The 24,576-nt window shown below is 61.5% G+C and carries 25 protein-coding genes and 2 pseudogenes; 15 read left to right on the forward strand and 12 right to left on the reverse strand.

All coding sequences use genetic code 11. The annotated features are described in order from the left end of the window. The first annotated feature begins 44 nt into the window (after nt 1–44). Genes AC0KXH_RS12895 through AC0KXH_RS12905 form a run of 3 tightly spaced genes read left to right on the forward strand, consistent with a single transcriptional unit; the run spans nt 45 to nt 3,077 of the window. Nucleotides 45–1,487 (forward strand): aldehyde dehydrogenase family protein, encoded by a 1,443-nt coding sequence (locus AC0KXH_RS12895; protein WP_488223512.1) that lies wholly within the window; start codon nt 45–47, stop codon nt 1,485–1,487. A 20-nt stretch (nt 1,488–1,507) separates the two neighbouring features. Then, nucleotides 1,508–2,458 (forward strand): LysR family transcriptional regulator, encoded by a 951-nt coding sequence (locus AC0KXH_RS12900; RefSeq protein WP_143495850.1) that lies wholly within the window; start codon nt 1,508–1,510, stop codon nt 2,456–2,458. Continuing rightward, nucleotides 2,445–3,077 (forward strand): UbiX family flavin prenyltransferase, encoded by a 633-nt coding sequence (locus AC0KXH_RS12905; RefSeq protein ID WP_143495849.1) that lies wholly within the window; start codon nt 2,445–2,447, stop codon nt 3,075–3,077. The genes AC0KXH_RS12900 and AC0KXH_RS12905 overlap by 14 nt, the downstream gene beginning before the upstream one ends. Before the next feature lie 44 nt (nt 3,078–3,121). Here AC0KXH_RS12905 and AC0KXH_RS12910 read toward each other — a convergent pair whose 3' ends face one another. Next, nucleotides 3,122–3,901: an alpha/beta fold hydrolase gene (locus tag AC0KXH_RS12910; RefSeq protein WP_143495848.1), complete on the reverse strand. Its 780-nt coding sequence runs from the start codon at nt 3,899–3,901 to the stop codon at nt 3,122–3,124. A gap of 88 nt (nt 3,902–3,989) precedes the next feature. On the opposite strand from AC0KXH_RS12910, the gene AC0KXH_RS12915 reads away from it, so the two are divergent. From AC0KXH_RS12915 to AC0KXH_RS12925, 3 genes are read left to right on the forward strand one after another with little or no spacing between them, the layout of a single operon-like run. Next, nucleotides 3,990–4,958 (forward strand): XdhC family protein, encoded by a 969-nt coding sequence (locus AC0KXH_RS12915; protein WP_143495847.1) that lies wholly within the window; start codon nt 3,990–3,992, stop codon nt 4,956–4,958. Beyond that, entirely contained in the window at nt 4,948–5,571 is a 624-nt protein-coding gene (locus AC0KXH_RS12920) for a nucleotidyltransferase family protein (RefSeq protein ID WP_143495846.1), read from the forward strand. The genes AC0KXH_RS12915 and AC0KXH_RS12920 overlap by 11 nt, the downstream gene beginning before the upstream one ends. Before the next feature lie 2 nt (nt 5,572–5,573). Next, nucleotides 5,574–6,443 (forward strand): helix-turn-helix transcriptional regulator, encoded by an 870-nt coding sequence (locus tag AC0KXH_RS12925; RefSeq protein ID WP_143495845.1) that lies wholly within the window; start codon nt 5,574–5,576, stop codon nt 6,441–6,443. Nucleotides 6,444–6,734: 291 nt separating this feature from the next. Here the strand turns inward: AC0KXH_RS12925 and AC0KXH_RS12930 are convergent. From AC0KXH_RS12930 to AC0KXH_RS12945, 4 genes and pseudogenes are all read right to left on the reverse strand, one after another. Beyond that, nucleotides 6,735–7,400 (reverse strand): annotated as a pseudogene (locus tag AC0KXH_RS12930) (GlxA family transcriptional regulator); the annotation flags it as partial. A gap of 145 nt (nt 7,401–7,545) precedes the next feature. Next, a complete protein-coding gene (locus AC0KXH_RS12935) occupies nt 7,546–8,526 on the reverse strand; it encodes an IS5 family transposase (RefSeq protein ID WP_037045410.1) in 981 nt (326 codons plus the stop codon). 66 nt (nt 8,527–8,592) lie between these two features. Continuing rightward, nucleotides 8,593–8,703 (reverse strand): annotated as a pseudogene (locus AC0KXH_RS12940) (GlxA family transcriptional regulator); the annotation flags it as partial. 214 nt (nt 8,704–8,917) lie between these two features. Beyond that, the gene (locus AC0KXH_RS12945; RefSeq protein ID WP_143495843.1) at nt 8,918–9,229 is read right to left on the reverse strand and encodes a hypothetical protein; all 312 of its coding nucleotides are present in this window, start codon (nt 9,227–9,229) and stop codon (nt 8,918–8,920) included. Between the two features lie 277 nt (nt 9,230–9,506). On the opposite strand from AC0KXH_RS12945, the gene AC0KXH_RS12950 reads away from it, so the two are divergent. After that, nucleotides 9,507–9,944: a LexA family protein gene (locus AC0KXH_RS12950; protein ID WP_488223513.1), complete on the forward strand. Its 438-nt coding sequence runs from the start codon at nt 9,507–9,509 to the stop codon at nt 9,942–9,944. After that, nucleotides 9,937–11,214, forward strand: coding sequence for a Y-family DNA polymerase (locus AC0KXH_RS12955; protein WP_488223514.1), 1,278 nt, complete (start codon nt 9,937–9,939; stop codon nt 11,212–11,214). Before AC0KXH_RS12950 ends, AC0KXH_RS12955 begins: the two co-directional genes overlap by 8 nt. A 109-nt stretch (nt 11,215–11,323) precedes the next feature. On the opposite strand, the gene AC0KXH_RS12960 is transcribed toward AC0KXH_RS12955, so the two are convergent. Next, nucleotides 11,324–11,653 carry a hypothetical protein gene (locus tag AC0KXH_RS12960; protein WP_488223515.1) on the reverse strand — a complete coding sequence of 110 codons (330 nt, stop codon included), beginning with the start codon at nt 11,651–11,653 and terminating at the stop codon, nt 11,324–11,326. A 248-nt stretch (nt 11,654–11,901) separates the two neighbouring features. Between AC0KXH_RS12960 and AC0KXH_RS12965 the strand changes: the two genes are divergently transcribed. Continuing rightward, the gene (locus tag AC0KXH_RS12965; protein ID WP_096861856.1) at nt 11,902–12,357 is read left to right on the forward strand and encodes a hypothetical protein; all 456 of its coding nucleotides are present in this window, start codon (nt 11,902–11,904) and stop codon (nt 12,355–12,357) included. Nucleotides 12,358–12,935: 578 nt separating this feature from the next. Beyond that, on the forward strand, nt 12,936–13,079 hold the full coding sequence (locus AC0KXH_RS12970) for a hypothetical protein (protein ID WP_185968788.1): 144 nt from the start codon (nt 12,936–12,938) through the stop codon (nt 13,077–13,079). A 161-nt stretch (nt 13,080–13,240) separates the two neighbouring features. On the opposite strand, the gene AC0KXH_RS12975 is transcribed toward AC0KXH_RS12970, so the two are convergent. Then, complete coding sequence (locus AC0KXH_RS12975) at nt 13,241–13,621, reverse strand: hypothetical protein (RefSeq protein WP_260681225.1); 381 nt, start codon at nt 13,619–13,621, stop codon at nt 13,241–13,243. 1,620 nt (nt 13,622–15,241) lie between these two features. Here AC0KXH_RS12975 and xisR point away from each other — a divergent pair. The 4 genes from xisR to fdxA all read left to right on the forward strand — a co-directional run bounded on the left by xisR (nt 15,242) and on the right by fdxA (nt 19,741). Then, nucleotides 15,242–15,439, forward strand: coding sequence for an excisionase family protein (xisR, locus tag AC0KXH_RS12980; RefSeq protein WP_286585119.1), 198 nt, complete (start codon nt 15,242–15,244; stop codon nt 15,437–15,439). Then, complete coding sequence (locus tag AC0KXH_RS12985) at nt 15,406–16,647, forward strand: site-specific integrase (RefSeq protein WP_286585121.1); 1,242 nt, start codon at nt 15,406–15,408, stop codon at nt 16,645–16,647. Before xisR ends, AC0KXH_RS12985 begins: the two co-directional genes overlap by 34 nt. A 50-nt stretch (nt 16,648–16,697) precedes the next feature. Beyond that, nucleotides 16,698–19,277, forward strand: a complete 2,580-nt coding sequence (gene mutS / locus AC0KXH_RS12990; protein WP_278470923.1) for a DNA mismatch repair protein MutS — start codon at nt 16,698–16,700, stop codon at nt 19,275–19,277. A 140-nt stretch (nt 19,278–19,417) separates the two neighbouring features. Further along, nucleotides 19,418–19,741 (forward strand): ferredoxin FdxA, encoded by a 324-nt coding sequence (gene fdxA, locus AC0KXH_RS12995; protein ID WP_003285709.1) that lies wholly within the window; start codon nt 19,418–19,420, stop codon nt 19,739–19,741. A gap of 51 nt (nt 19,742–19,792) precedes the next feature. Here fdxA and AC0KXH_RS13000 read toward each other — a convergent pair whose 3' ends face one another. The 5 genes from AC0KXH_RS13000 to AC0KXH_RS13020 all read right to left on the reverse strand — a co-directional run bounded on the left by AC0KXH_RS13000 (nt 19,793) and on the right by AC0KXH_RS13020 (nt 23,938). Then, complete coding sequence (locus AC0KXH_RS13000) at nt 19,793–19,984, reverse strand: CsbD family protein (RefSeq protein ID WP_061337133.1); 192 nt, start codon at nt 19,982–19,984, stop codon at nt 19,793–19,795. A 56-nt stretch (nt 19,985–20,040) separates the two neighbouring features. Next, nucleotides 20,041–21,039, reverse strand: coding sequence for a glucosaminyl phosphatidylglycerol flippase (gene gpgF, locus AC0KXH_RS13005; RefSeq protein WP_041109306.1), 999 nt, complete (start codon nt 21,037–21,039; stop codon nt 20,041–20,043). Beyond that, nucleotides 21,036–21,797, reverse strand: coding sequence for an N-acetylglucosaminyl phosphatidylglycerol deacetylase (gene gpgD, locus AC0KXH_RS13010; RefSeq protein WP_041109308.1), 762 nt, complete (start codon nt 21,795–21,797; stop codon nt 21,036–21,038). The genes gpgF and gpgD overlap by 4 nt, the downstream gene beginning before the upstream one ends. Beyond that, a complete protein-coding gene (gene gpgS / locus AC0KXH_RS13015; RefSeq protein WP_043221111.1) occupies nt 21,790–22,905 on the reverse strand; it encodes an N-acetylglucosaminyl phosphatidylglycerol synthase in 1,116 nt (371 codons plus the stop codon). The genes gpgD and gpgS overlap by 8 nt, the downstream gene beginning before the upstream one ends. Before the next feature lie 157 nt (nt 22,906–23,062). Next, on the reverse strand, nt 23,063–23,938 hold the full coding sequence (locus AC0KXH_RS13020; protein WP_041109312.1) for a YihY/virulence factor BrkB family protein: 876 nt from the start codon (nt 23,936–23,938) through the stop codon (nt 23,063–23,065). A gap of 286 nt (nt 23,939–24,224) precedes the next feature. Here AC0KXH_RS13020 and AC0KXH_RS13025 point away from each other — a divergent pair, with 286 nt between their 5' ends. Continuing rightward, nucleotides 24,225–24,557 (forward strand): con-10 family general stress protein, encoded by a 333-nt coding sequence (locus AC0KXH_RS13025; protein WP_043221116.1) that lies wholly within the window; start codon nt 24,225–24,227, stop codon nt 24,555–24,557. Nucleotides 24,558–24,576 lie beyond the last annotated feature (19 nt).

A 24,576-nucleotide genomic window follows, 5' to 3' on the forward strand; every position in this document is an offset into this window, starting at 1 on the left:
GTTGAAAAACAAACATAAGCAACTTCGCCGGACAGGAGATTCAAATGCAGCAGGCACGACATTTCATCGACGGACAGTGGTGCGACGACGACCGGTGGGCCGACAGCCTCGATCCCGCCAATGGCGAACTCGTCGGCCGCTTCGCTGACGGTGGCGAGGTCCAGGCCCGCGCCGCCGTGGAGGCTGCCGAGCGCGCCTTCGAGAACCCCCAATGGTCGCAGAATCCACGCCTGCGCCAGCAGCTGATGCTGGACTGGGCGGAGGCGCTGAAGAGTCGCCAGGAGGAACTGGCGAGCCTGCTCACCCGCGAGAACGGCAAGGCGCTGGCGCAGTCGCGCGGCGAGATCGGCGGCGCCATCTCGGAAATCCTCTATTACGCCGGGCTGGCGCGCCACAATCCCGGCCACGTGCTGGAAGTCGCGCCCGGCGAATTCTCGACGATGCTACGCGAACCGGCCGGCGTCGCCGCACTGATCATTCCCTGGAACGCTCCGGCGGTGCTGCTGGTGCGCGCGCTGGCCCCGGCACTCGCCGCAGGCTGCACCTGCGTGGTCAAGCCGGCGCCGCAAACCGCGCTGTTCAACGCCGCCTTCCTCGCCCCGCTGCTGGATCTGCCGGATCTCGCGCCCGGGGTGGTCAACCTGTTCGCCGAGACCGGCCACACCGGCGCCGCCCACCTGGTCGCCACGCCGAAGGTCGACGTGCTCAGCTTCACCGGCTCCACCGCCACAGGAACGCGGATCATGCAGGACGCCGCGCCGACCATGAAGAAACTGTCGCTTGAGCTGGGTGGGAAATCCTGTTGTGTGGTGCTGGAGGACGCGGACATCGCCGCGGTGGCGCCGAAGCTCGCTGCCGCTGCGACCATCATCTCCGGGCAGCAGTGCACCGCCGCCCGCCGTGTGCTGGTGCATGCCAGCCGCGCAGCGGAAATGAAGCAGGCGCTGGCCGCGGCGCTGGGCGAAGTGCGCCTGGGCCACGGGCTCGAGGTGGCCACACAGATGGGCCCGCTGATCGACTGGCGTTCGCGCGATCTCGTCGAGCAACGCATTCGCGAGTCGATGGACTGCTGCGACGAAGTGTTGCTGGCAGGCGCTCGACCAGGCGATGCGCTGGGCCGCGGCGCTTTCCTCTCGCCAACGCTGATCGCGCATCAGGATAGCGGCGCATTCTTCTGCCAGGAGGAAATCTTCGGCCCTCTGCTGGTGCTGGAAACATTCGAAGATGAGGCAGAGGCTGTGTGCCGGGCCAACCACAGCGAGTTCGGCCTCTCGGCAAGCGTCTGGACCCGCGACGGTGCGCGGGCCATGCGCCTGGCCCGCGCCCTGCGCAACGGCACCGTATGGATCAACGATCACAACAAGCTGTTCGCCGAGGCGGAAACCGGCGGCTACCGCAAGAGCGGGCTGGGCCGCCTGCACGGCTACGATGCGCTACTGGATTTTACGGAGCTCAAGCACATCTATCAGAATGTTGGCTTCTTATAGCCACATCGACGAGGCCGGGAATGGAACTACGCCAGCTGAAGTATTTCACCTGTCTGTACGAGGAGGGGTCGGTGACCAAGGCCGCACAGCGGCTGAATATCGTCCAGCCCGCCCTGTCGATGCAGATCGCCAAGCTGGAAGAGGAACTCGGCCAACCACTGTTCGAGCGCACCCCCAAGGGCATGACGCCCACTGAGGCCGGCGTGCAGGCCTATCGGCTGTTTATGCCGATCCTCGGCGAGCTGCTGGAGGCCCGGCAGACACTGATCGACCGCAGCGGCGAGATCGGCGGGCGGATCAATGCCGGGCTGATCGCCTCGGCGGCCAACCAGGCGCTGGCCAGCACCCTGGCCTATTTCGTCGAGCACCATCCGGATGTCGAGTTGCAGGTCAGCTACGGCTACAGCCAGGATCTGATCGATCGCGTGCTGTCCGGCGCGCTGGACTTCGCGGTGATCAACCAGAGCTTCCAGCAGGAGCACTTGCACCGTACCGACATCCTCGACGAGGAACTGCTGGTAGCGACCGGTGCCACGACCCGGCTGCGCCAGCCCACGCCGATTCCGCTCAGCGCATTGGCTGGCCTCAAGCTGGTGCTGCCTTCGCGCCGTCATGGTTTGCGTATGGTCATCGATCAGGCACTTGCCGCGCAGAGCCTGGAGCTGACGCCGCACCTAGAGCTCGACGACCTCACAGTGATCGAGAGCTTTCTGCGCCGCAGCGACTGGATCAGCGTACTGCCGGCCACCGTGCTGCAACGCGGTCTGGAAGAAGGCGCCTTGCGCGCCTATCCACTGGCGCCCCCCGGGATCACGCGGCGCATGGTCTGCGTGCACGACAGCCGTCGCCCGCTGACCCCTGCCGCGACGCTGTTCATCGACATCATCAGCAAGACGCTGGCCACTGCACTCAATGCCATCCACTTCTACAAGGAAGGCGCCATTCAGGAATCCGACCATGATCTCAACTAGCCCCCGTCCGCAGCGACTCGTCATCGGTATCTCCGGCGCGTCCGGCGCAATCTACGGGGTGCGCCTGCTCGAACTGCTGCGCGACACGCCAATCGAGACGCATCTGGTGGTGTCGAAATCGGCGCTGATCACGCTGTCCCACGAGACCGGGCTGTCCTGGTCCCAGCTCAAGCCTATGGCGACCGTGTGCTATTCCAACCAGGACATCGGCGCGGCCATTGCCAGTGGCTCGTTCAAGACCATGGGCATGGTCGTCGCGCCCTGCTCCGTGCGCTCGATGTCGGAAATCGCCAGCGGCGTGACTTCGACCCTGCTGACTCGCGCCGCCGATGTGATTCTCAAGGAGCGTCGCCGCCTGGTGCTGATGGTCCGTGAGACGCCACTGCACAGGAACCACCTGCGTACCATGACCGAACTGGCCGAGCTCGGCGCCATCATCGCCCCACCGGTACCGGCGTTCTATACCAAGCCGGCCTCGCTCGGCGAAATGGTCGACCACACGCTCGGGCGAGTGCTGGATCTGTTCGATATCGAACTCGGCGTGGTCAAGCGCTGGCGCGAAACGCCGGAAGACCTGCCAACCCTCGACGAGGTCGAGGCATCCACACGCGAGTGCTGACGCCCATGCCTGCGCCCGACGCCTTCCGCCAGACCCGCCGCCACTCAGCGCGGCAGCTTTGCCATGAAGCCCGCGATCAGCGCCAGCACGCGATCGCGGGCCTGGTTCTGCGGAAAGTGGCGGCAGTCATCGAGCAGCACCGTCTGGCAGTCGCCGCCGACCTCATGTTCGATGGTTTGCAGCTGTGCGGGTGTGGCGAACTCGTCGTCACGGCCCTGGATAGCCAGCAACGGCACCTGGATGCGCGGCAAGGCCTGATGCAGGTTCCAGGCGGCAAACGCAGGGTTCAGCCAGGTTTCACTCCAGCCGCGAAAGGCGCCGTCAAGGTTTTCACCGTGGTAAGCGCGCAACCGTTCGCGCAGGTCGCCACGGGCATAGGCTTTTACTGTGTGGCGCACACCCTTGACGCTGGCTTGCTCGACATCGACGTGCGGCGCGAGGACCACCACACCACGCATACGCGGATCCTGGCGAGCGGCGTAGGCCAGCGCGATGGAAGCGCCGTCACTGTGACCGAGCAGCACCACCTGCTCGAGCGCCAAGCTGTCCAGCACGCGTCCGAGCTCATCGGGGCCGGCCACGCTGAGGTAATCGAGCGGACGTGGCAGCCGAACCGGGCTGGAGCGGCCATAACCCTGCCGGCTGTAAATCAATACCGGCGAGCCGCAGTGTTCGGCCAGTTGCGCCGGGAAATCCTTCCACAGTTCGAGACTGCCGAGCCCTTCGTGCAACAAGACGAGCGTTGGACCGGTCGAACCCTCGGGCTGCAGCAATTGATAATCGAGCCTGGCACCGGCGGTCTCGATAAATTGTCGGTGCGTCATGGAATACGGGCCCTTCTGTCTACGGGCCCAAAGATTAACCGATCTGCGCAGCGCGTTCGGCGCCTGCGTCCGTCATGGGAACTCTGACATGCGTCAACTCGACCTCCAGGTAATGGATGCCGCGCTGCAATGGGTCCGCGAAGGCCACGCCGTCTGGCTGTGCACGGTGCTTTCGACCTACGGTTCGGCACCACGCGCGCCCGGCGCGATGCTGGTAGCCCGCGCCGACGGCCAGTTCGTCGGTTCGCTTTCCGGCGGCTGTGTCGAGGAAGCCTTTCTTGAAAGCCTGGCGCGCGGCGAGCTACGCGCGCCGGCCCAGATCGTCCGCTACGGCGAGAGCGACGACGAGCGTCAGCGGCTGCGCCTGCCCTGCGGCGGCATCCTTCAGGTGTTGGTCGAGCACCGCGAGCCGGACGAGGCCTGGGTCGACCATCTGCAGGACCTGTACGACGCCCTGCTTGGCCAGCGCCGATTGATGCGCGAGCTCGACCTGAGCTCCGGTGCCTTCGTGCTTGCGGTGGACGACCGTGGCGGGGAAATCACGCAGGTAGCGAACGAGCGCGTGCGTCTGCGCATCGGCCCGGTGCTGCGTCTGATCCTCGCTGGGCTATCGCCAGTTGCCGAATATTGCGCCAGCTTCGCGCGGGCCATCGGCTGTGAGGTGATCGCCTGCGATCCGCGGGAGGAGATGCGTGAGCGCCCGCTCGAAGGCGTCAACTTTCATGCGGTGTTGCCCTCGGAATTCATCGCTGCCGGCCACTGCCATGAGGCCACCGCCGTGGTCGCCCTAACCCACGACCCACGCATCGACGATCTGGCGCTGATGGAGGCCGTGCGCACGCCAGCCTTCTACATTGGCGCCATGGGCTCGCGAAAAACCTCGGCCCAACGCGCCGAACGGCTGGCCCGGGTCGGCGGACTGTCCGAGCAGCAGATCGCACGTATCCACATGCCCATCGGGCTCGATCTCGGCAGCAAAGCGCCCGCGGAGATTGCTCTGTCGGTGGTTGCCGACGTGCTGCGCGTCTACCACGGCAAGGCTCGCGATGAACTCTGAAACGGATGTGGTAGGCCTGGTCCTGGCCGCCGGACGCGCCACTCGCTTCGGCACCGACAAGCGCCGGGCGCGCCTGGCCGACGGCCGCACGCTGCTAGAGGCGAGCCTTGCCAACGCCGCAGAGGCCTTCGACGAGCTGCTGCTGGTGCTGCGCGACGGCGAAACGGTCGATGATCTGCACCTGCCGCCGCAGATCAGGGTGATCCACACGCCGTTGGCCGAGCGCGGTCTCGGCGCCAGCCTGGCAGCAGGCGCCGAGGCGCTCTCCTCACATCCGGCCAAGGCGCTCGCGGTGCTGCTCGGCGATATGCCCTGGGTGCGCCCGGATACTTGCGCAAGTTTGATCGCCGTAGCCGACGCCGCTCACATCGTGCAGCCGCGCCATGACGGCCACCCCGGCCACCCGGTGCTGTTCGGCCGTGCTTTCTGGCCAGCGCTATGCGAACTTGACGGCGACGAGGGCGCGCGCAGCCTGATCCGCCGTCATCCCGAACATTACCAAACGGTGGACGTCGCGGATCCTGGCATCCTGCTGGATGTCGACCGTCCAGCCGATCTTAACGAGCGCTCGGCAATCGCCGTCGCCTCCACCAGCCGACCCGTAAGGAGCTAGCGATGTCCACTGCACAACGCGTCTTTCATGGCAAATTCGGGCGGGTCGCCCTGCTCGACATGGATCGCCCCCTGGTCACCCACTCGCACCACGAGTGCCATGTGCTGGTGAAGGCATCCGGGGCGGACACCTTCTTCAACGTCAATGGTCGGCAGGTGCCGCTCACTGATCGCTGCGCGGTGCTGGTCAACGCCTGGCAGCCGCATTACTACGATTTCCAGCCCGGCGCCGAGCAGACGCAGATCCTCGCGCTCTACATCGAGCCGGCCTGGTTGGCCGAAGCCCAACAGTCGCTGGCGCTGAGCGCTCATCCAGGTTTCTTTTCCCAGCCCTGCATCGAGCTCAGCAGCAAGAACCGGGCAATGGCTGATCGATTGATCGCCGAGGCCTACAGCGCCGGGCTGCTACCGCGCGAGCACATCGAATTTCTGCTGTTCGATTTTCTGATCGAGCTGATCGAGGATTTCTCGCAGTGGAAGCAACTGCGCCGCCTCGGTGCTCAGACGCCCCAGGGCTTCCGCGATGGGCGTATCCGCCGCGCCTGCGACTATCTACAGACGCACCTTGACGATCCGGATTGCGTAAACAACGCTGCCAAGGCCGCCGGGTTGTCGCGCGCGCACTTTTTCACCTTGTTTCGGCAGGACACCGGCATGACACCCGCTTTGGTAGTCAATGATGCACGCATGCGCCGGGCATTCGTCTGGCTGGAGCGCGAGCGCAGCGGCACGCTCGGTCAGCTCTCCGAGAGCCTGGGATTTTCCGAACAGGGCCATTTTACCCGCTTCTTCCGCCAACACATCGGCGCCTCACCCAGCCAATACCGGAGAGTGGTCGATAGCTATAATATTTGTAAGATTGATAAAGGCTAGCGCCTGAGTTAATGGATTTTTGTTACCGAGCCGGTCGTAAAGCGCCCCGCTGTCCGCGGCTCAAGGAGGCGCTAAAGCTTTATAAATGTCTGGAACGTTACCGGTGCTGATCGTGGCAAATGCCTAAGCGATCGCCTTGTCCAGCAGCGCTGGGGTCCCCGCCCAAGCTACGAAAGTGTTTTTGCACCTCTTGGGCCAAATGCAGCCCTTCGCGACCAACTGCTACCGGCCAAAACGGACGTCGATTTAGCGAGCGGGACATGTGAGAGAGCCAGACATGGCCATCTTTCGTCAGCCCTTTGCACGCATCCCAAGACAGAAATTCTTCCGATAGTCAGCTGGCGACGTACCGAGCTGAGCGCCGAAGTGTTGTCTCAAAGACACAGACGTCCCAAAGCCTACTTTCCCGGCGATGCATTCAATGGGGAGTTCAGTTGTTTCGATCAGCGCCTGCGCTCTGGCAACTCGTTCAGCACTCACCCACTTGGATACGGTTGTGCCGGTCGATTCCTTGAACCGGCGAGTAAAGGTGCGCCTGCTCATTTTCGCCATGCTTGCCAGGACGTCGAGCGACAGATCGTCAGCCAGATTCATGCGTGCCCATGCCAGCACGTCAGAAAAATGGGTTCCGCTGGATAACTGCGGCACCGGATGCTCCACGTACTGGGCCTGGCCTCCCTGCCTGTGTGGCGGCGTCACCAGCATCTTTGCGGTGCGATTCGCCACCTCGGCACCGAGGTGCTGGCGTACCAGGTGAAGGCAACAATCGATTGCCGCTACGGTTCCTGCCGAGGTCACGATGTTGCCGGCACTGACATAGAGATCTTCCGGCCTATACCGAACCTTGGGAAAACGACGAGCAAACTCGCCTCGGGCGGCCCAGTGCGTGGTGGCTTCCTTGCCATCGAGCACCCCTGCATCTGCGAGCACAAACGCGCCTAAACATAGCCCTACTAAGGATGGTCTGAAATAGCCATGCATTTCTGGCTGACTTCAGCCACCGCCGATTTTGAAAGAGGCGAGCCGATCAAAATTGAGCGGACACTCGCTCATTTCGGTGCTTTCAGCTGCGGCGAGGACCTCGCGGCGGCCATTTCCCGCATCACAGACGCACCTCTCCTGTGGTCGACAGCAAATGTCGGCGGGCCATCCACAGATTCGACAGGGCAAACAGCGTCATCATTTGCGCAGCATTCTTGGCCAATCCACGGAAGCGCACCTTGGTGTAGCCAAACTGCCGCTTGATCACTCGGAATGGATGCTCAACTTTCGCCCGCACCTGAGCCTTGGCTTTCTCGACCTTGCGGATCGCTTTGTACAAGGCACTGTGCTTGCCATGCTTCTTGTAGGTGCTGCGCCGAGCCGCGATCTGCCAGATGACTGGGCGGCCTTCATGTTCAGGGCGCTTTTCGACTCCGGTGTAGCCAGCGTCCGCGCACACCACGTTTTCCTCGCCGTGCAGCAGTTTGTCGACCTGGGTGATGTCCGCGACATTGGCGGCGGTCACCACCACGCTGTGCACCAGGCCCGAGTCTTCGTCGGCACCGATGTGGGCTTTCGCGCCGAAGTAATACTGGTTGCCCTTCTTGGTCTGGTGCATTTCCGGGTCGCGCTTGCCGTCCTGGTTCTTGGTCGAACTCGGCGCATGGATCAGCGTGGCATCGACGATGGTGCCCTGGCGCAGCGACAGGCCCCGGTCACCCAGGTAGCCATTGATCACCGCCAGAATCCCCGCCGCCAACTCATGCTTCTCCAGCAGGCGGCGGAAGTTGAGGATGGTGGTTTCGTCGGGAATACGCTCCAGGCTCAGGCCGGCGAACTGGCGCAAGATCGTGGTCTCATAGAGCGCTTCCTCCATCGCCGGATCGCTGTAGCCGAACCAGTTCTGCAGCAGATGCACGCGCAGCATCGCCATCAACGGGTATGCCGGACGACCGCCTTCGCCCTTCGGGTAATGCGGCTCGATCAGGGCGATCAAGCCCTTCCACGGCACCACCTGATCCATCTCGATCAGGAACAACTCCTTGCGGGTCTGCTTGCGCTTGCCGGCGTACTCGGCGTCGGCGAAGGTCATCTGCTTCATCGGAAAACTCGGGCAACGGGAGTGGCGTATTTCATCAGAAACGGGAAGTCTTCTTCAGGGTTTCCCTAACAGCTTGCCTTGGGCGTCGGCGCGCTGGAGGGCTTTTATGAGCGGTGCAGATGCCTCGACCGACTGGTCGCCCCAGGCTGGAATGATGATCACGTCGGATGTTTCCATCAGTTCCAGACCGGCGTTTACCGACAGCCAGACGCTTCATTGGAACCACTCAGAGCAAAACGAAGCGGCATTGTACGGGTTAAGCCGGCGGCGGCCAGTACACTCAGGGATACGCCATCAGCGAAGCGAAAGGCATTCTCAGCCAAGACTCCGGCTAGGTACGGAACAGTGCAAAAGCGGGGAATAAAATCAGAGATGTTGCGCCGACGGAAACTCAGGATCGTGAACTACCCGTGTCATTGAAAAAATCATCCCGAGCAACAAGCCCGAAATCACTAAGATTCTGGTCGTCACCGAACATGAAGTTCACCATTCGCTCTCGTCTGAGTCCGGAAATGGTTCTGAAAAAGCAACCCTCGCAAAGATGCACCTCATAGCGCTCGCCATCGTGGGTCGAACCGTAGCCCCAACTGGCACGAAGAGTGCCGAATTGCAATCCATACCCTTCGACGCGCGTGCTCTCGCCACAAACGTCGCACAGAACATCGTTGACCGACTCAGTCTGCTCCATCGCTGTGATCTTCATTGGTAACCTCGACCTTGGCCAGTAGACATCGCTTATGCGACACAATACTCCAACAGGAGCCTGCTCGGCGGGGACTGCTATCGCGCATTCGATCCTAGCTCAGCTCGACTGAGGACGCGCGGCAGCTCCCGGCCAGGGCAGCTGCCGCTCACTCAGGTAAGCCGCAGGCTTGTCGTTGATGACGCCTTCGCACACACCCTCCTTCTGTCACTTTCGATTGACTGCGCACTGCCGCTAACAAATACTGTTCATACATACAGCATTCAAGGTAACTTCCGTGGACAGCGTTTCGATCCTCGGCCCCGTTGCGCCCTCCCTGACAGCCATTCCATTTTTTCTACCGACTGTCCCGGCCGGATTCCCTAGCCCCGCTCAGGACCACTTGGAGCAGCGAATCTCGCTCGATGAGCTATTCGGCCTGCACCGCCCACAGATTTATCTCGCTCAGGTTTCCGGCCATAGCCTGACGGGCTTAGGCATTCTCGACGGCGACCTGGTGCTGATCGACAAAGCACTGCAACCGCGTCGCGAAGACGTGGTGATTGCCTGCCTTAACGGCGATCCGTTGATCAAGATTTTCGACATCGAATCGCAGCAGGTGGTGCTGCGCTCTGCCAATCCGGCTTACCCACCGCGTTACGTCTTGGAAGGTGAAGAACTGCATATCTGGGGGGTGTATATCGGCCTGTGCCGGCGGGGTCGCAACGGTGGCTGAGCACGTTTTTGCGCTGATCGACTGCAACAGTTTTTACTGCAGCTGCGAGCGAGTTTTCCGCCCCGATCTGATGCGCACGCCCATTGTGGTGCTGTCAAATAATGACGGCTGCGTTATCAGCCGCAGCCCAGAGGCCAAGGCGCTAGGCATCAGGATGGGCGAGCCTTGGTTCAAGATTCGTAAGTCCTACGCGGCAGCTGGAGGAGTTGCGTTCAGTTCAAACTATGCGCTGTACGGCGACATCAGCGAACGGGTCATGACCGTCATCGAAGGGCTGGTACCGAAACTGGAGGTTTACAGCATTGATGAGGCCTTTGCTGAGTTGACAGGCATTCAGTCGGACCTGGTTCGCTTAGGCCGTGAGATCCGCTCCCAAGTTTTAGCCAGTACCGGCATTCCTACTGGAGTCGGCATCGCCTCGACCAAGACCTTGGCGAAATTGGCCAATTACGCTGCGAAAAAATGGCAGAAGCAGACCGGAGGTGTGGTGGATCTCACTGATTCCCAACGCCGCGACAAGCTGCTCCGCGCCGTTGCAGTCAACGAAGTGTGGGGCATCGGCCGGCAACTGACCGAACGCCTTGGCGCGATGGGGATTCGGACAGCGTGGCAGTTGGCTCAAGCAGATGCCTGGACTTTGCGGAAGAAATTCAGCGTGGTATTGGAAAAAACGGCACGGGAATTACAGGGCACTGCTTGCCTGGAACTGGACAGCGTCGCGCCACCGAAACAGGAGATTTGCTGCAGCAGAATGTTCGGCGAGCGTCAGGAAGACCTGCCCCCCATCCGCGAAGCGGTCGCCACATACGCGGCCAGGGCGTGCGAGAAGCTTCGCGCGCAAGGCTCTGTCTGCAGGAAAGTCAGGGTCAGCATTCGCACCGGCATGTTCAATCCGGACGAGCTCAAATTTGCCAAGGGCATGCTGTGTGAGCTGCCCTACCCCACCGACGACACCCGACTGATCACCCAGGCCGCACTTGCCGGCCTCAATGAAGTGTATCGCCCAGGTTTTTCCTATGCGAAGGCGGAGGTACTGCTGATGGGTCTCTGCGGACGCGGCGAATTCACTGACGACTTATTTGCTGCCAGTCAGCCTGCTGCTTCGGAAAAGGTGATGGCCGTTCTGGATTCGGTCAACGCCAAATGGGGGCGCGGTACATTGCGGCCGGGCATAGTGCCGGCAAGCCCGGAATGGGGAATGCGCCGTGAGCTTTTGAGCCAGAGCTTCACGACGCGAGTGGATCAGTTGTGGAAGGTTTCTGCACGGTAATCGGCGACATACGCTGGCCTGCCGAACAGCTCTTCCTGGATGGGAAGAGGCTTGTAACCACATCCAAAAATCGGCTTACCGCACAGAGCGGGCATCCCGCGGGAGGAGATCAGCTCCCAGCTTTCGGAGTTTGGTCTTTCGAAGACGCCGAAGTGGCAGCAGGCACGCGCTCGCCCGCCTGCTTGCCCGTATAGATACACATGGCCGAGTTGAAGGTGTTAAACGCGACCGTATGGTTAAAGTCGCAGAAGTACGCGGGATGTTTGGTGGCAATCGTGTCTCCCGCCTGGCAATGGTTGCCGATGTACTCGACCAGAGAATCATTGTTCTGACCGAGGCAGGCATTACCAGTGGGCCGAACCCCCTTCGGTGATGTAAAGCTGCTGATGGCTAGCATCGCGCCTACTGCGATAACGGCTACGAAGATTGTCTTTTGCACAAGTCTGCTCCTTATGGCTATTCCCTGCCAAGGGAAGTCCCTCGGCTGCGGATCTCCATGAAATAGCAGCTTGGTAAAAACCCAAATCTGGTCTGTTTGCCAGTGGCAGAGCGATAGCCAATACGGACGCCCTTTCATGACGTGACTGGGTACAAACTTGTATGACCACGGCCCGTTTTGCCTGAACGGAATTTGGGTTATTTCAAACACAGGAGATGCTGGAGGTACTCATAACCCAGGAGCCAGCCATGAGCCTCTTCAGCGAACTTGTAAGCCTTTGCGCCTCAATTCTTCAGCCAACCAAACCCGTGTATACGACCATCATCTATCCCAGCCAGGGAAAGCCGGTCGTAGTGCATGACGGCCTTAGTATTCGCCATGAGCGCCGATGGCAGATGGCCGACTCGCTGTTGGAGGACGAAGTTCCGAGCTTCTCCTTCAGCTCTCTGCACGACGATCCCTCGAGTCAGACCGAGCCGGTCGAGCTGTTTCAGGCAGAAAGATTCTCCTCGGATTTGTTCGCCAGCAACTTCGAGCCCATGGACACCATGTGGGTCAACCCAGCCAACGGCATGCCCATGATGGACGGTTGCTTCGATGTTATGGGGAACCCATATGGCATGGACATGATGAGCGACATCGCATCGTTCGATCATGCCATGAGTGACTTCGGAAGCAGCTTTTCGACCTTCGGTTTTGACTGAACCCAGGGACGAACCTTCAGGGAGATTGGAGATGTCGCCATTCGGAGTGAGCCTTATTGTGGCTTTTACGGTGGGACTTTCCTGGTTGGCTTGGGCGTTCGATGCACGAATCGAGCGCAGCAGGCGGGTTCGGCAGATTCCGTTGCCGCTGGACTACACAGACTCCGGCCAACGCCGTAGGCCGCGCACAAGAGCGCGACCAGTGATCACCCTCGCGGGCTTTCTGCTGATTCTGCTGTCGGTAGCTGGGGCAGCGGTATTGGGCCGTCTGGCTACCATGCAGCCGGGCGAGGCGGCTGCGGTATTCATCGCCTACCCACTGCTGAGAGGTCTTTGGGGTCATATCATGGGGGTAGGCCCAATCGTCTGCGTGGTCATTGCGATACCCGGCACGTATTGCATCAGAATTGGCCTTGGGCCAGAGCGGCGTTGAAGCGAGGTTGCCGTTTGACCGCCACTACGGCAACGGGCTCGCGCTGGGGTTGGCGTTAGATACTGAAAATGGCCGTCGCGTTGCCGTCAGGCCTCCACTGCGGCAACGGTCCGTCGCTCACACATTACGACTGATAGGAATCGTTATGGAAGAACGCTATCACATGCTCCTGATAGCCATCGGCTCAACTCTTTTGGTACTGGGAACAACAGCACTGATTGGCCTGGTGGTGGCGTGGCGTTTGGATAAAAAGAACGAGCGTGGCAGCTCGGATGACTCACCGTCCTAGCTGCGCCGCAGATGCACACAGCTTAGCCCCACTCAGGGGTCCTAGGAGTCGCCATGACGCATCTACGCGCCTAAGCTGAGGAAGTGCAGGGGAAAGCCCTGATCTTCTCACCAACGCCTCCACAGGCCCCAAGGACGAATGCCCTGAACCAGATCCACGCTCTACAAACATTCGCTGCGCGGCGCCAACGCCTGGCGTTCGAACGTGGCCCGGTTCATGAGGCAGTATTCAACCGGATAGCCGCTGTAATCCTTCTGCATGTTCCCCGACTCACCAATGAAGCGGCATTCGCCCAGGTAGAACCGCAAGCCGCCTGATACGTACTTCTCGCTCACCAGGCACGCCACGTCGCCAAGGATCGAGATGCCCCGCAAATCGCTCCATGCGTAGCTCACGCCGTTGCAGCTGAGCCCAGCATCCGTAACCACCAGGATCTCCATCAGGCGATCACCGCCTACCGGCCTCGCAAAAAATCTCCCGTTGGGGATGATCGGCGGGAAATACTCCCCAGGCCTTGTTTCTCGAAACTCCAACTCATTCACCCTCATTTCCTTAACACCAGAGACTGCCCCTGGAGCACACCCCATACGCATGGACAATTCGGACATCCCACAGGCCACCAGCTGAGGCTTGAGCCGCCCTATGCTACTGAGACGGCCCGCACACCCAAGCCGGGCACTATCAGCCCTTATCGACCTTCGCCACTCACTCACTGGGTTTTGCCCAGAGGCAATGACCCTCTCGAATTACCAACGGCCGCATCGCGTGCCATGTCTTCTCAGGCGCTACCCTCGCCTTGGGGGCCAGCCAAACCTCGCTTGGCAAATATCCCTGTGGGTTCAGTGCCAACATGCGGATTCAACGTCAGCGGATTTCAGCTACCCAGATTCGCTCTCACGTGGATCTTTTCGCTCAGTCCTCAGCACCCAGACACAACCTTCGCGCAGGACCGATGCGATGAAGCACTCCGCTTCGCGACACGGGGGGGTAAACGACAAAAAAGGCATTTTTCTAAATAGCTGTACGGCATGAGGTCCCGTTTTATGGACATGGACATTTTCCACCCTGAAATGCGAAGCGAGAAAAACCCAGGGTGGAAAATGTGTGGAACCCAGGCGCGGCGCGGCTTTCAGAGCAGTTAGCACAGTAGAAAAAACGCATTTTTTCCTTCCTGACTTTTGGGTCAGTTTCCATCGTGATTTTCAAGCATTTTCTACGTGGAAAATCACGATGGAAAATGGCTGTAAGCCAGATTCGGCGCGGGTTACAGGGTTCTCCATTGTGAGTGGGAAAAAGGTTATTTTCCTTTCTGACCTTTGGGTCAGTTTCTATTTTCCATCCTGACTCTCGGGTCAGTTTCCACCGTGGAAAATTACGATAGAAAATGGCTGTAACCCAGTGGCCATGCGGCTTTCAGGCATTTTGCCTCGTTGGTAGGCATCCATTTTTTTCCATCCTGACCTCCGGGTCAGTTTCCACAGTGGAAAATCACGATGGAAAATGGCTGAGTTCCAGCTGTGGCGCACCTTTCAGCTTTTTCATGCGGGTTTGTTTCGTTCATTTCCATTCTTGACCTAGTGGTCAGTTTCTAGGTGGAAAATCAACAATGGAAATGGCGGCAGAGCAGCCTTGTCAGCGTTGTGCAGTGGAATCGCAGTTAGGGAGCCCTACAGTTTTGATACTGCGTAGCGAACGCAGCGGGAATCCGTGTCGCCACGGCAACCACATGGCGTTCGAGACATCGATTGCCATCACGGAGCTCCTGCAGATTTGGGTTTGTTGATTTATGGGGGGACGCTAAGGGCAACGATCCGAGGCGCTACCAAATTCTTAATGCTTACCACGATCTGGTCAGATAGCGCGTTTACAACGGCTTTCGATGCTATTTAATGGGTGTCGGTTATGAGCAAGAAGAGAGCACACAACATGCCGGCACCAAACATCCCAGACGAGACACCTACAGTAATCCTACTTATTAAGCAGCATGGCAACGCCATTCTCGCACCTCTCCGTTTGTACAGACGGCCCCTAGGGTATATCGCGAAACGCAGAGAGGAATTGCCGTCGCGTTTTCTCGACGCGCTGCACGCTGAGGCCAGTACCGTGGTCTGCCCTCGCCCACAGCGGGCTAAGCCTCAAACCAAGGGCGAGGCTCGGTCAGCATGAGCGCACCACGCTGGGTACTCATCCCCAAAGCCGCCGAGCTGTTCGGCTACAGCCGGACGGCCATCGAACACAAGGTCAAAAACGGAACCTGGGCACAGGGCCGCATCTGGCGTAAGGCCAAGGACGGCCGAATTTTCATTAACGTCCAAGAGGTGGACAGGTGGGTCGAGAGCGCGCCGCAGGAAGCGGCCTAGAGGCCGAACTGGCGAAACACACCGGCATCGAGATCCACGGCAACAGCATCCGCGTCACGTTCATGTGGCGTAAGCGCCGCTGCCGCGAAACGCTCGGCCTGCCGGTGACGAAGGCCAACATCAAGCACGCCGCGCAGCTCCGGGCGGCAGTGCTTCACGATATCCAACTGGGCAGGTTCGATTATGCCCGACACTTCCCTAACAGCAGGCAAGCCGGCAATTACAGCAGCGCACGCGACGAGAGGCTGCGGGCGTTGCTGGCTCGGTACAAGGCGCTCAAAGCGGTTGATATCACCGAGGAAACCGAGAGCCGTTACAACATTGCCCTGGACATCTGCATCGATCTGCTCGGCCAGGATCGCCTCGGCAGTGTGCTGCTGCCCGAGGACATCCAGAAACTTCGCGTGGTTCTGATCGAGACGCGCGCCACTTCGACCGTCAACCATTACTTGGCCACCCTCGCCGGATTCCTCGGATGGTGCGAAGCCAACGGCTACTGCCGGACCGGCCTGGCCAGTGCCTGTGAGCGTTTCTCACAAACTGAGCGCGACCCAGATCCACTGACCAAAGCCGAGCTGGACGCCGTGCTGAATAAGGGCTGCCTGCATCCAATGGACCGAGCTGCGGTGACCCTGGCCGTTTACACCGGCCTGCGCCCTGGCGAACTATGTGCACTAGCTAGGGAGGACATCGACCTGGTCAAAGGCCAAATTCACGTAAACCGGGCAATCACCAGCAGGGGCACGTTTAAGCTACCGAAGACGGGTAAAAAACGCATCGTCCTGCTGCTGCCACCAGCGCTGGAGGCGTGCAAGGAGCTCCTGGACATTGATCACGGCATCGGGTCGCAGGTCATTACCGTGCAACTCACCCGCCACGAATCAATTCAGGAAACCGTCACACCGCTGATCTCGCCCGTCATGCAAGCACGCCGGAAAAAGGTCAACTCGTGGTTCATCCCGACGTCATGGAACTCGAAGTGGGCCAACATACAGCGCCGCGCCAAAATCCGCCCACGCCGCCCCTACCAGACCCGCCATACCTACGCCTGCTGGTGCCTGGTAGCGCGTGGTAACCTTGCGTTCATCGCCAAGCAGATGGGGCACAAAGACTTCACGATGCTGGTCCAGGTGTACGCCAAATGGATGGATGACGAGTCCCCCAGCGAGCTGCAACACATCTGGGCAGGCATGCAAAAAGCAGCGTGATATGCCCCAAATTTGCCCCACAACTCTCGCCGCACCGCTCTAAGCCATTGATGAATAAAGAAATTTCTGATCTTTCTAAGCATACCCCGATGATGCAGCAGTACTGGAAGCTCAAGCGCGAGCATCCCGATCAGCTGATGTTCTACCGCATGGGTGACTTCTACGAGCTGTTCTACGAGGACGCGCAAAAAGCCGCCAAGCTCTTGGACATCACCCTGACGGCGCGCGGGCAGTCGGCCGGCAAGTCGATCCCGATGGCCGGCATACCCTTTCATTCGGCCGAGGGCTACCTGGCCCGCTTGGTCAAGCTCGGCGAATCGGTGGTGATCTGCGAGCAGATTGGCGATCCGGCGACCAGCAAGGGGCCGGTCGAGCGCCAGGTCGTGCGCATCATCACGCCGGGTACGGTGAGCGATGAAGCCCTGCTGGACGAGCGCCGGGACAACCTGCTGGCAGCGGTGCTGGGCGACGAGCGACTGTTTGGCCTGTCGGTGCTCGACATCGCCAGCGGCCGCTTCAGCGTGCAGGAGCTTGGCGGCTGGGAGAACCTGCTCGCCGAGCTCGAGCGCCTGAGCCCCGCGGAACTGCTGATACCCGACGACTGGCCGCAGGGCTTGCCGGTCGAAAAGCGACGCGGCGTGCGCCGTCGTGCGCCTTGGGATTTCGATCGCGACTCCGCATTCAAGAGCCTCTGCCAGCAGTTCGGCACTCAGGACCTCAAAGGCTTTGGCTGCGAAAAGCTGACTCTGGCGATCGGCGCCGCGGGCTGCCTGCTGAGCTACGCCAAGGAGACCCAGCGCACGGCCCTGCCGCACCTGCGCAGCCTGCGTCATGAGCGGCTCGACGAGACGGTGATCCTCGATGGAGCCAGCCGGCGCAACCTCGAGCTGGACATCAACCTCTCCGGCGGCCGCGATAACACGCTGCAGTCCGTCGTCGACCGCTGTCAGACTGCCATGGGCTCGCGCCTGCTGACCCGCTGGCTGCATCGCCCGCTGCGCGACCGCGCCATGCTGGAAGCGCGTCAGGACTCAATCACCTGCCTGCTCGAGCACTACCGGTTCGAGCAGATCCAGCCGCAGCTCAAGGACATCGGCGACCTGGAGCGGATTCTCGCCCGCATCGGCCTGCGCAACGCCCGCCCGCGCGACCTGGCACGCCTGCGCGATGCGCTGGCGGCGCTGCCGCAACTGCAGCAGGCTATGCAGGACCTGGTCGCGCCGCATCTCAGCGCGTTGGCCGCGAGCATCCGCACCTACCCGGAACTGGCGGATCTCCTGGCCCGCGCAATCGTTGACAACCCGCCGGCGGTCATTCGTGACGGCGGCGTGCTGAAGACCGGCTACGACGCCGAGCTGGATGAGCTGTTGTCGATCAGCGAGAACGCCGGGCAATACCTGATGGACCTCGAAGTGCGCGAGCGCGAGCGTACCGGCCTGGCCAACCTGAAGGTGGGCTACAACCGCGTGCACGGGTACTTTATCGAGCTGCCCAGCAAGCAGGCCGAATCGGCGCCGGCCGACTATATCCGTCGACAGACGCTCAAGGGCGCCGAGCGATTCATCACCCCGGAACTCAAGGAGTTCGAAGACAAGGCCCTGTCCGCCAAGAGCCGAGCGCTGGCGCGGGAAAAGGCACTGTACGAAGCGCTGCTGGAACAGCTGATCGAAGTCCTTGCGCCGCTGCAGGAAAGCGCCGCCGCATTGGCAGAACTGGATGTGTTGAGCAACCTGGCCGAGCGGGCGCTGACGCTGGATCTGAATCGGCCGCGCTTCGTCGAAGAACCGTGCCTGAAAATCGATCAGGGCCGCCACCCGGTGGTCGAGCAGGTGCTGGAAACCCCCTTCGTGGCCAACGACCTGGCGCTCGACGATGGCCGGCGCATGCTCGTCATCACCGGTCCGAATATGGGCGGTAAATCCACATATATGCGGCAGACCGCGCTGATCGTACTGCTCGCACAGATCGGCAGCTTCGTTCCGGCAGCCGCCTGCGAGCTGTCGCTGGTCGATCGCATTTTCACGCGCATCGGTTCGTCCGACGATCTGGCCGGAGGGCGCTCGACCTTCATGGTCGAGATGAGCGAAACGGCGAACATCCTGCACAACGCCACCGACCGCAGCCTGGTGCTGATGGACGAGGTAGGCCGTGGCACCAGCACCTTCGATGGCCTCTCGCTGGCCTGGGCGGCGGCCGAACACCTGGCCGGGCTCCGCGCCTTCACCCTGTTTGCCACGCACTACTTCGAGCTGACCGTACTGCCGGAAAGCCAGCCGGTGGTGGCGAACGTTCACCTGTCTGCCACCGAGCACAACGAGCGCATCGTGTTCCTGCATCACGTGCTGCCCGGCCCCGCGAGCCAGAGCTACGGCCTGGCGGTGGCACAGCTAGCCGGCGTTCCGGGGCCGGTGATCGCCCGCGCACGCGAGCACCTGGCGCGCCTGGAGATCACCAGCCTGCCGCATGACGCTCCCCAGGGCGGGCCGGGACAATCGGTCGCACCTCAACAGGCCGATCTGTTCGCGGCCCTGCCACACCCCGTGATCGACGAGCTAGGGCGGCTCGACCCGGACGCCATCAGCCCGCGTCAGGCCCTCGATTTGTTATATACGTGGAAGACTCGGATATAACTGCACCGCGCGGGAGCTGCTAGAATCCCGCGCGCTTTTGTTTCGGAGCTTGCCCGGTTGCCTGAGCCGCGGCGGTCCCTGTTTCGAGCGGGAGCCTGGCATAGACCAGCCCAGCCGTCGCCTGAGGAGAGAGATACGACATGACCTTCGTCGTCACCGACAACTGCATCAAATGCAAATACACCGATTGCGTGGAAGTCTGTCCGGTGGACTGCTTCTACGAAGGCCCGAACTTTCTGGTCATTCACCCGGACGAGTGCATCGACTGCGCACTCTGCGAGCCGGAGTGCCCTGCCCAGGCGATCTTCTCGGAAGACGAGGTGCCGGAGGACCAGCAGGAATTCATCGAGCTGAACGCGGACCTCGCGGAAGTCTGGCCGAACATCACTGAAAAGAAGGATGCGCTGGCCGACGCCGAAGAGTGGGACGGTGTGAAGGACAAGCTGCAGTACCTGGAGCGCTGATTTCCAGCCGAAAAAAAGCCCGCGCGATGCGGGCTTTTTTCTGCGCGCCGGTCAGGCCCGGTCGACGCCCTTCTTGATCGTATCCTTGGCATCGCCCTTGACCTGCTGGGCGTCACCCTTGATCTCCTGATTCTCGCCTTCGCGGCGCAGACGTTCGTTGTCCATCGCGCCGCCAACGCCCTGCTTGATCTTGCCCATGGCTTCGTTGGCGTTGCCTTTCATTTTGTCTTCAGTACTGCTCATGCGTCGTTCCTCCATTGGTCCATGTAACCAGTGGACTCCCCGTTCCGGCCGATGGTTCAGCCCTGGCACTGGCGCGCACGCACCAGACGGTTGAACAGCGGACGACCGGCCAGGTGCAGGAACACCGGCGCCCCGGCGATCAGGTAGAAGTAATAGGTGACGAAGCGCCAGATTAGGATCGCAGCGGCTGAGGTGGACTTGCCCACCAACGGTGTCAGCAACGCCGCCGAAGCCAGTTCAGCGCTGCCGGCCCCGCCGGGCAGCAGGCTCAGCTGGCCGGCGGTCAAGGCGAGCATCTGCACCAGAAAGGTCCAGGCCCACGCCAGATCGCTGCCCAGGCCGTGCAGTGTCAGATAGAGCACGCTGAAACGCAGAAGCCAGTGCAACGTGGTGAGCCCGAACACCCCCAGCAGGACGCGGCGCGGCAGGCTGAAGCACTCCAGCAGCGCATTGCGAAAGCGCAACACCTTGCGCGCCCAGTGACGCCTGCGCTGCGCCTGCATGCCGAAGCGCCGCACGATCCAGCCGTTGATCCGAAACACCTGACGATGGAAGCGCCCCAGCAGTCCGAGCAATACGATGACACCGAGCAGCAGAGCTGCACTCACGCCCAGCAGGCTGGCCATCTGCGCATTGAGCGCGTGCGTCATCGCATAGATCAGCACACCGACCAGCGCACAGGCGAAGAACAGGAGATCGCTGAGCTGCTCCACGGCATAGGTCGCGGTTCCCTTCGCAGGCGTCACGCCCTGGCGCATGAGCAGCGCCATCAGGGTTATCGGCCCGCCGGCACCACCGGGCGTAGCGCAAATCGCGAACTCGGTGGCCATCACGATGCCGAAGGCGCGCCGTTGACCAAGCAGCCGCCGACCGACGAGCAGACGCAGGCGAAAGGCATTGAGGTACCAACCGAGCAACACCATACCCAGCATCATGAACAGCAGTTGCGGGGAAAACTGGAGCAATCGCTCGAACAGGCCGGTGCCGCCGAGCAGCAGAGGAATCAACGCCGCGCCCACAAGCGCGCCGCCAAGCAGCCACCAGCCGCGGCTCATGCAGCGGCGCTCGCCGGCCGATGTCGCCGCAGCCAGTCGATCTTGGTCATTGGCTCACGGCCCTCGCGCAGCAGCCGCTCCAGCACCTTCAGCCAATAGTCCCGGGAAAACGCGTGGCGCATGTCGACCGGATGCAACCCCAGCCGTATCAACGGCGCCGCCCGACTGGCCTGTAGCTGGCGTTCCGACACGGCCCAGGAGACGCCGCGACGCCAGCTGCTGCGCGCGCTCCAGACCAGACCCGGCGCGCGAATCGGCGTGAAGTCGGGCAGTTGGTAGAAATGCTGCGGATCGCTGGTATAGCTGAGCCCGGTCTCGCGCAGTGCGGCACGGGTACCCTCGCTCATCAGCCAGGCCGGCGCGACAAACCCGTGCAGCGGCCACCCATGGCGCTCGAACAAGCCGATGCCGTGCGCCAGTCGACGGCGCGCCTCGCCGCTGTCGAGTGCATAGAACTCGCCTTCGTGGGTGTACACCCGGCGCATGAACCACTCCCGTGGCGTTCGCGGCGCTGGCCCGTCATCGGCGTGATAGCAGCCGTGCAGCACCAGTTCATCGCCCCGGGCCAGGCGCCCTTCGAGCATCGCGCAGAACTGCGGGTGACGTTCGAGCGCGTTGCGACCGTGGAAATCCGGCACCACCAGCCAGGTCATCGGCACATTACCCAGGGCGTCGACCCTTTCGACGAAGCCACGGTAGTCGGGCCAGGTTTCAGGTGCCACGTCGTGCAACACCATCATCACGGCGCGCTCAGCCATGGACGGCCACCGGCAGCTCGACCGTGCCCAGCACCGCGTGGTAATGGGCAAGCAGCCCAGCCACCACGGCATCCCAGGCATGATGCAGCTCGACATGCTGACGCGCCTGGGCGCCAAGCAATGTCGGGCGATCCTCGAACAGCTCCTGCACCGCCTGCGCCATGGCCCGGGCATCCAGCGGCCGGCACAGGCGCCCGGCGTGAAACGGCACGAGTTCCGGCAACGCGCCGGCACGCGCCGCGACGACGGGGATGCCGCTGGCCATGGCCTCCAGCACCACCAACCCGAAGGTTTCCTGGTTGCCCGCGTGCAGCAGCACATCGCTGCTGGCCATCAGGCGCGCCACCTCCGCAGCCGGACAGAAGCGATCGATCACCGTGACGTTGTCCGGTACCCGGTGCGGCATGCTCGAGCCCACCAGCAACAGGTGATAGGGCTTGCCGAGCTGACGTGCCGTCTCCAGCAGAATCGGCAGGTTCTTTTCGCGCGAGCCACGGCCGGCGAAGATCATCAACCGGGTGTCCTCGGGCAGGCCGAGCTCACGGCGCAGCTGCGGATCTCGCCGCTGCGGGCGAAAGGTCTCCAGGTCCACGCCCAGCGGCTGCACGAACACATTGTCGACGCCGAGCGCGAGCAGCTTTTCGGCCATCACCTGGCTCGGGGCCAGGACCCGATCGAAGCTGCCATAAAGACGCGTCACATAGCCGTTGAGGTTGGTGCCCAGCCAGTTGCCGATGCGATTGCTCACCAGCAGCGGCAGGTCCGAGTGATAGAAGCCGATCACCGGAACGTCCAGGCGTCGCCCGGCCTCCAGCGCAGCCCAGGCGGTCATGTAGGGATCGCCGACCTCGATCAGGTCCGGATGCAGCGAGCGCAGCAGATTGCACCAGGGCGCGCGGCGGACCGGAAAGCGGTAGCCCTTGCCGAATGGCAAGGGCGGCGCGGGCACTTCATAGATGCCGCCGCTATGCCGATAGGCGCCACCGGGTACGAGAATGCTGTGGCGAACGCCCGAATAGAGCTGCAACCGACGATGCTTGGCCTCGAGATAGGTGCGCACGCCGCCACTGGCCGGCGCATAGAACATGGTCATATCAGCGATATGCAAGGTGACCGTCTCCGTCCGTCTTCGCTTCACGCCCTTCCCTGGGCAAACGACTGGTCGCTTCGACCGCCCAGCGTCCCTCGCCTTGTCTGAAGCACTTTGTAATGAGCTTAGGACTGTTCCGGTCTTACGAATGTTTCATTTGCAAGCGCATCGTGGCTCAGGGCTCGATCTCCTTGTCGCCCTTGTCCTTGCCGTCCACCGAATGGTGCTCGATCACCGCATTCAGCTCGGCGCCCAGCAGCAGCACGGCGGCGGAGATATAGAAATACAGCAGCAGCACGATGATGGCGCCGATGCTGCCGTAGGTTGCGTTGTAGTCGGCGAAGTTCTGCACGTAGATGCCGAAGGCAAGCGACGCGGCGACCCAGACCACTACCGCGAGCACCGAGCCGGGCGTGATGAAGCGAAACTTCTGCTCCACGTCCGGCGTGACGTAGTACAGCACCGCGACCAGCAGCATCATCAGAAAGATCACCACCGGCCAGCGCAGCCAGGCCCAGAGCACCACCACCACGTCGCGCAGGCCAACCAGGTCAGCCAGCCATCCCATCACCTGCGGCCCGAGCACCATCAGCATCGCGCAGGCCAGCAGCAGCACCGCGCTGCCGACGGTATAGAGCACCGACAGCAGCATGAGCTTCCAGGTCGGCCGCCCCTCGCGCACGTCGTAGGCCCTGTTCATCGCATTCATCAACGAACGGAACCCAACCGATGCCGTCCACAGCGCGGCCAGAATACCGAACGACAACAAGCCGCCCTGCTGCCGCTGCAACTGGTCGATCACCGGGTTGACCTGCTCCATTGCCATCGGTGGCAACGCCAGAGCCGCCTGCTGGCGAATCCAGTCGAAGAAATCCGACAGGTTCAAGAAGCCAAGCAGCGCCAGGAGAAACAGCAGAAAGGGAAACAGCGAAAACAGTGCGCGGTAGGCCAGTGCCGACGCATAGGTCGACATGTCATCGCTGCTGAATTCCTTGAACGTCTTCTTCAGTAACGTCGTGGCGCCGATGCCACGCGTGTCGAAAATTGGCATGCCTCACCCCCGAAACCTATCGAAGTTTCCGACGGCTGGGCGAGCGAAGAGTTCGCCAGCCCACCGAACTGCTTGCCACAGGCCAGACGTCAAACGCTCAAAAGCGAAGTAAGCAAGCGGCAACTAGGTAATACTGACTGCTTGATTCTATTTCTTCCACTCATCGCTCATTGGCTAACTTCGCTGAACTCTCGCTGCAGGTATTTTTCGTATATCACGAGGGGCGAGTTTGTTCTGCCGAGCAAATCGATCGCCTATTGTACGAAACAGCACAGGAGACTACCCGATGGCTGATAAAGGCAATATGAGCGTAAACGAAGCGGGCAAGAAAGGTGGTGACGCTACCTCCCAAACCCATGGCAAAGAGTTTTACCAGGACATTGGTAAGAAAGGCGGCGAAGCGACCTCGGAGAGCCACGGCAAGGAGTTCTATCAAGAGATAGGCAGCGAGGGCGGTAAGCAGAGCGGTGGCAATTTCGCCAACGACCCGGAACGCGCGTCCGAAGCTGGGCGCAAGGGCGGCCAGAACAGTGGCGGCAACTTCGCAAACGACCGCGAAAAAGCCTCCGAAGCCGGCCGCAAGGGTGGCGAAAACAGCCACGGCGGTGGCCGCAGCTAAGCAGCCTTAAGGCAAATAA

Source organism: Stutzerimonas sp. CXK-1 (genome assembly GCF_057738225.1).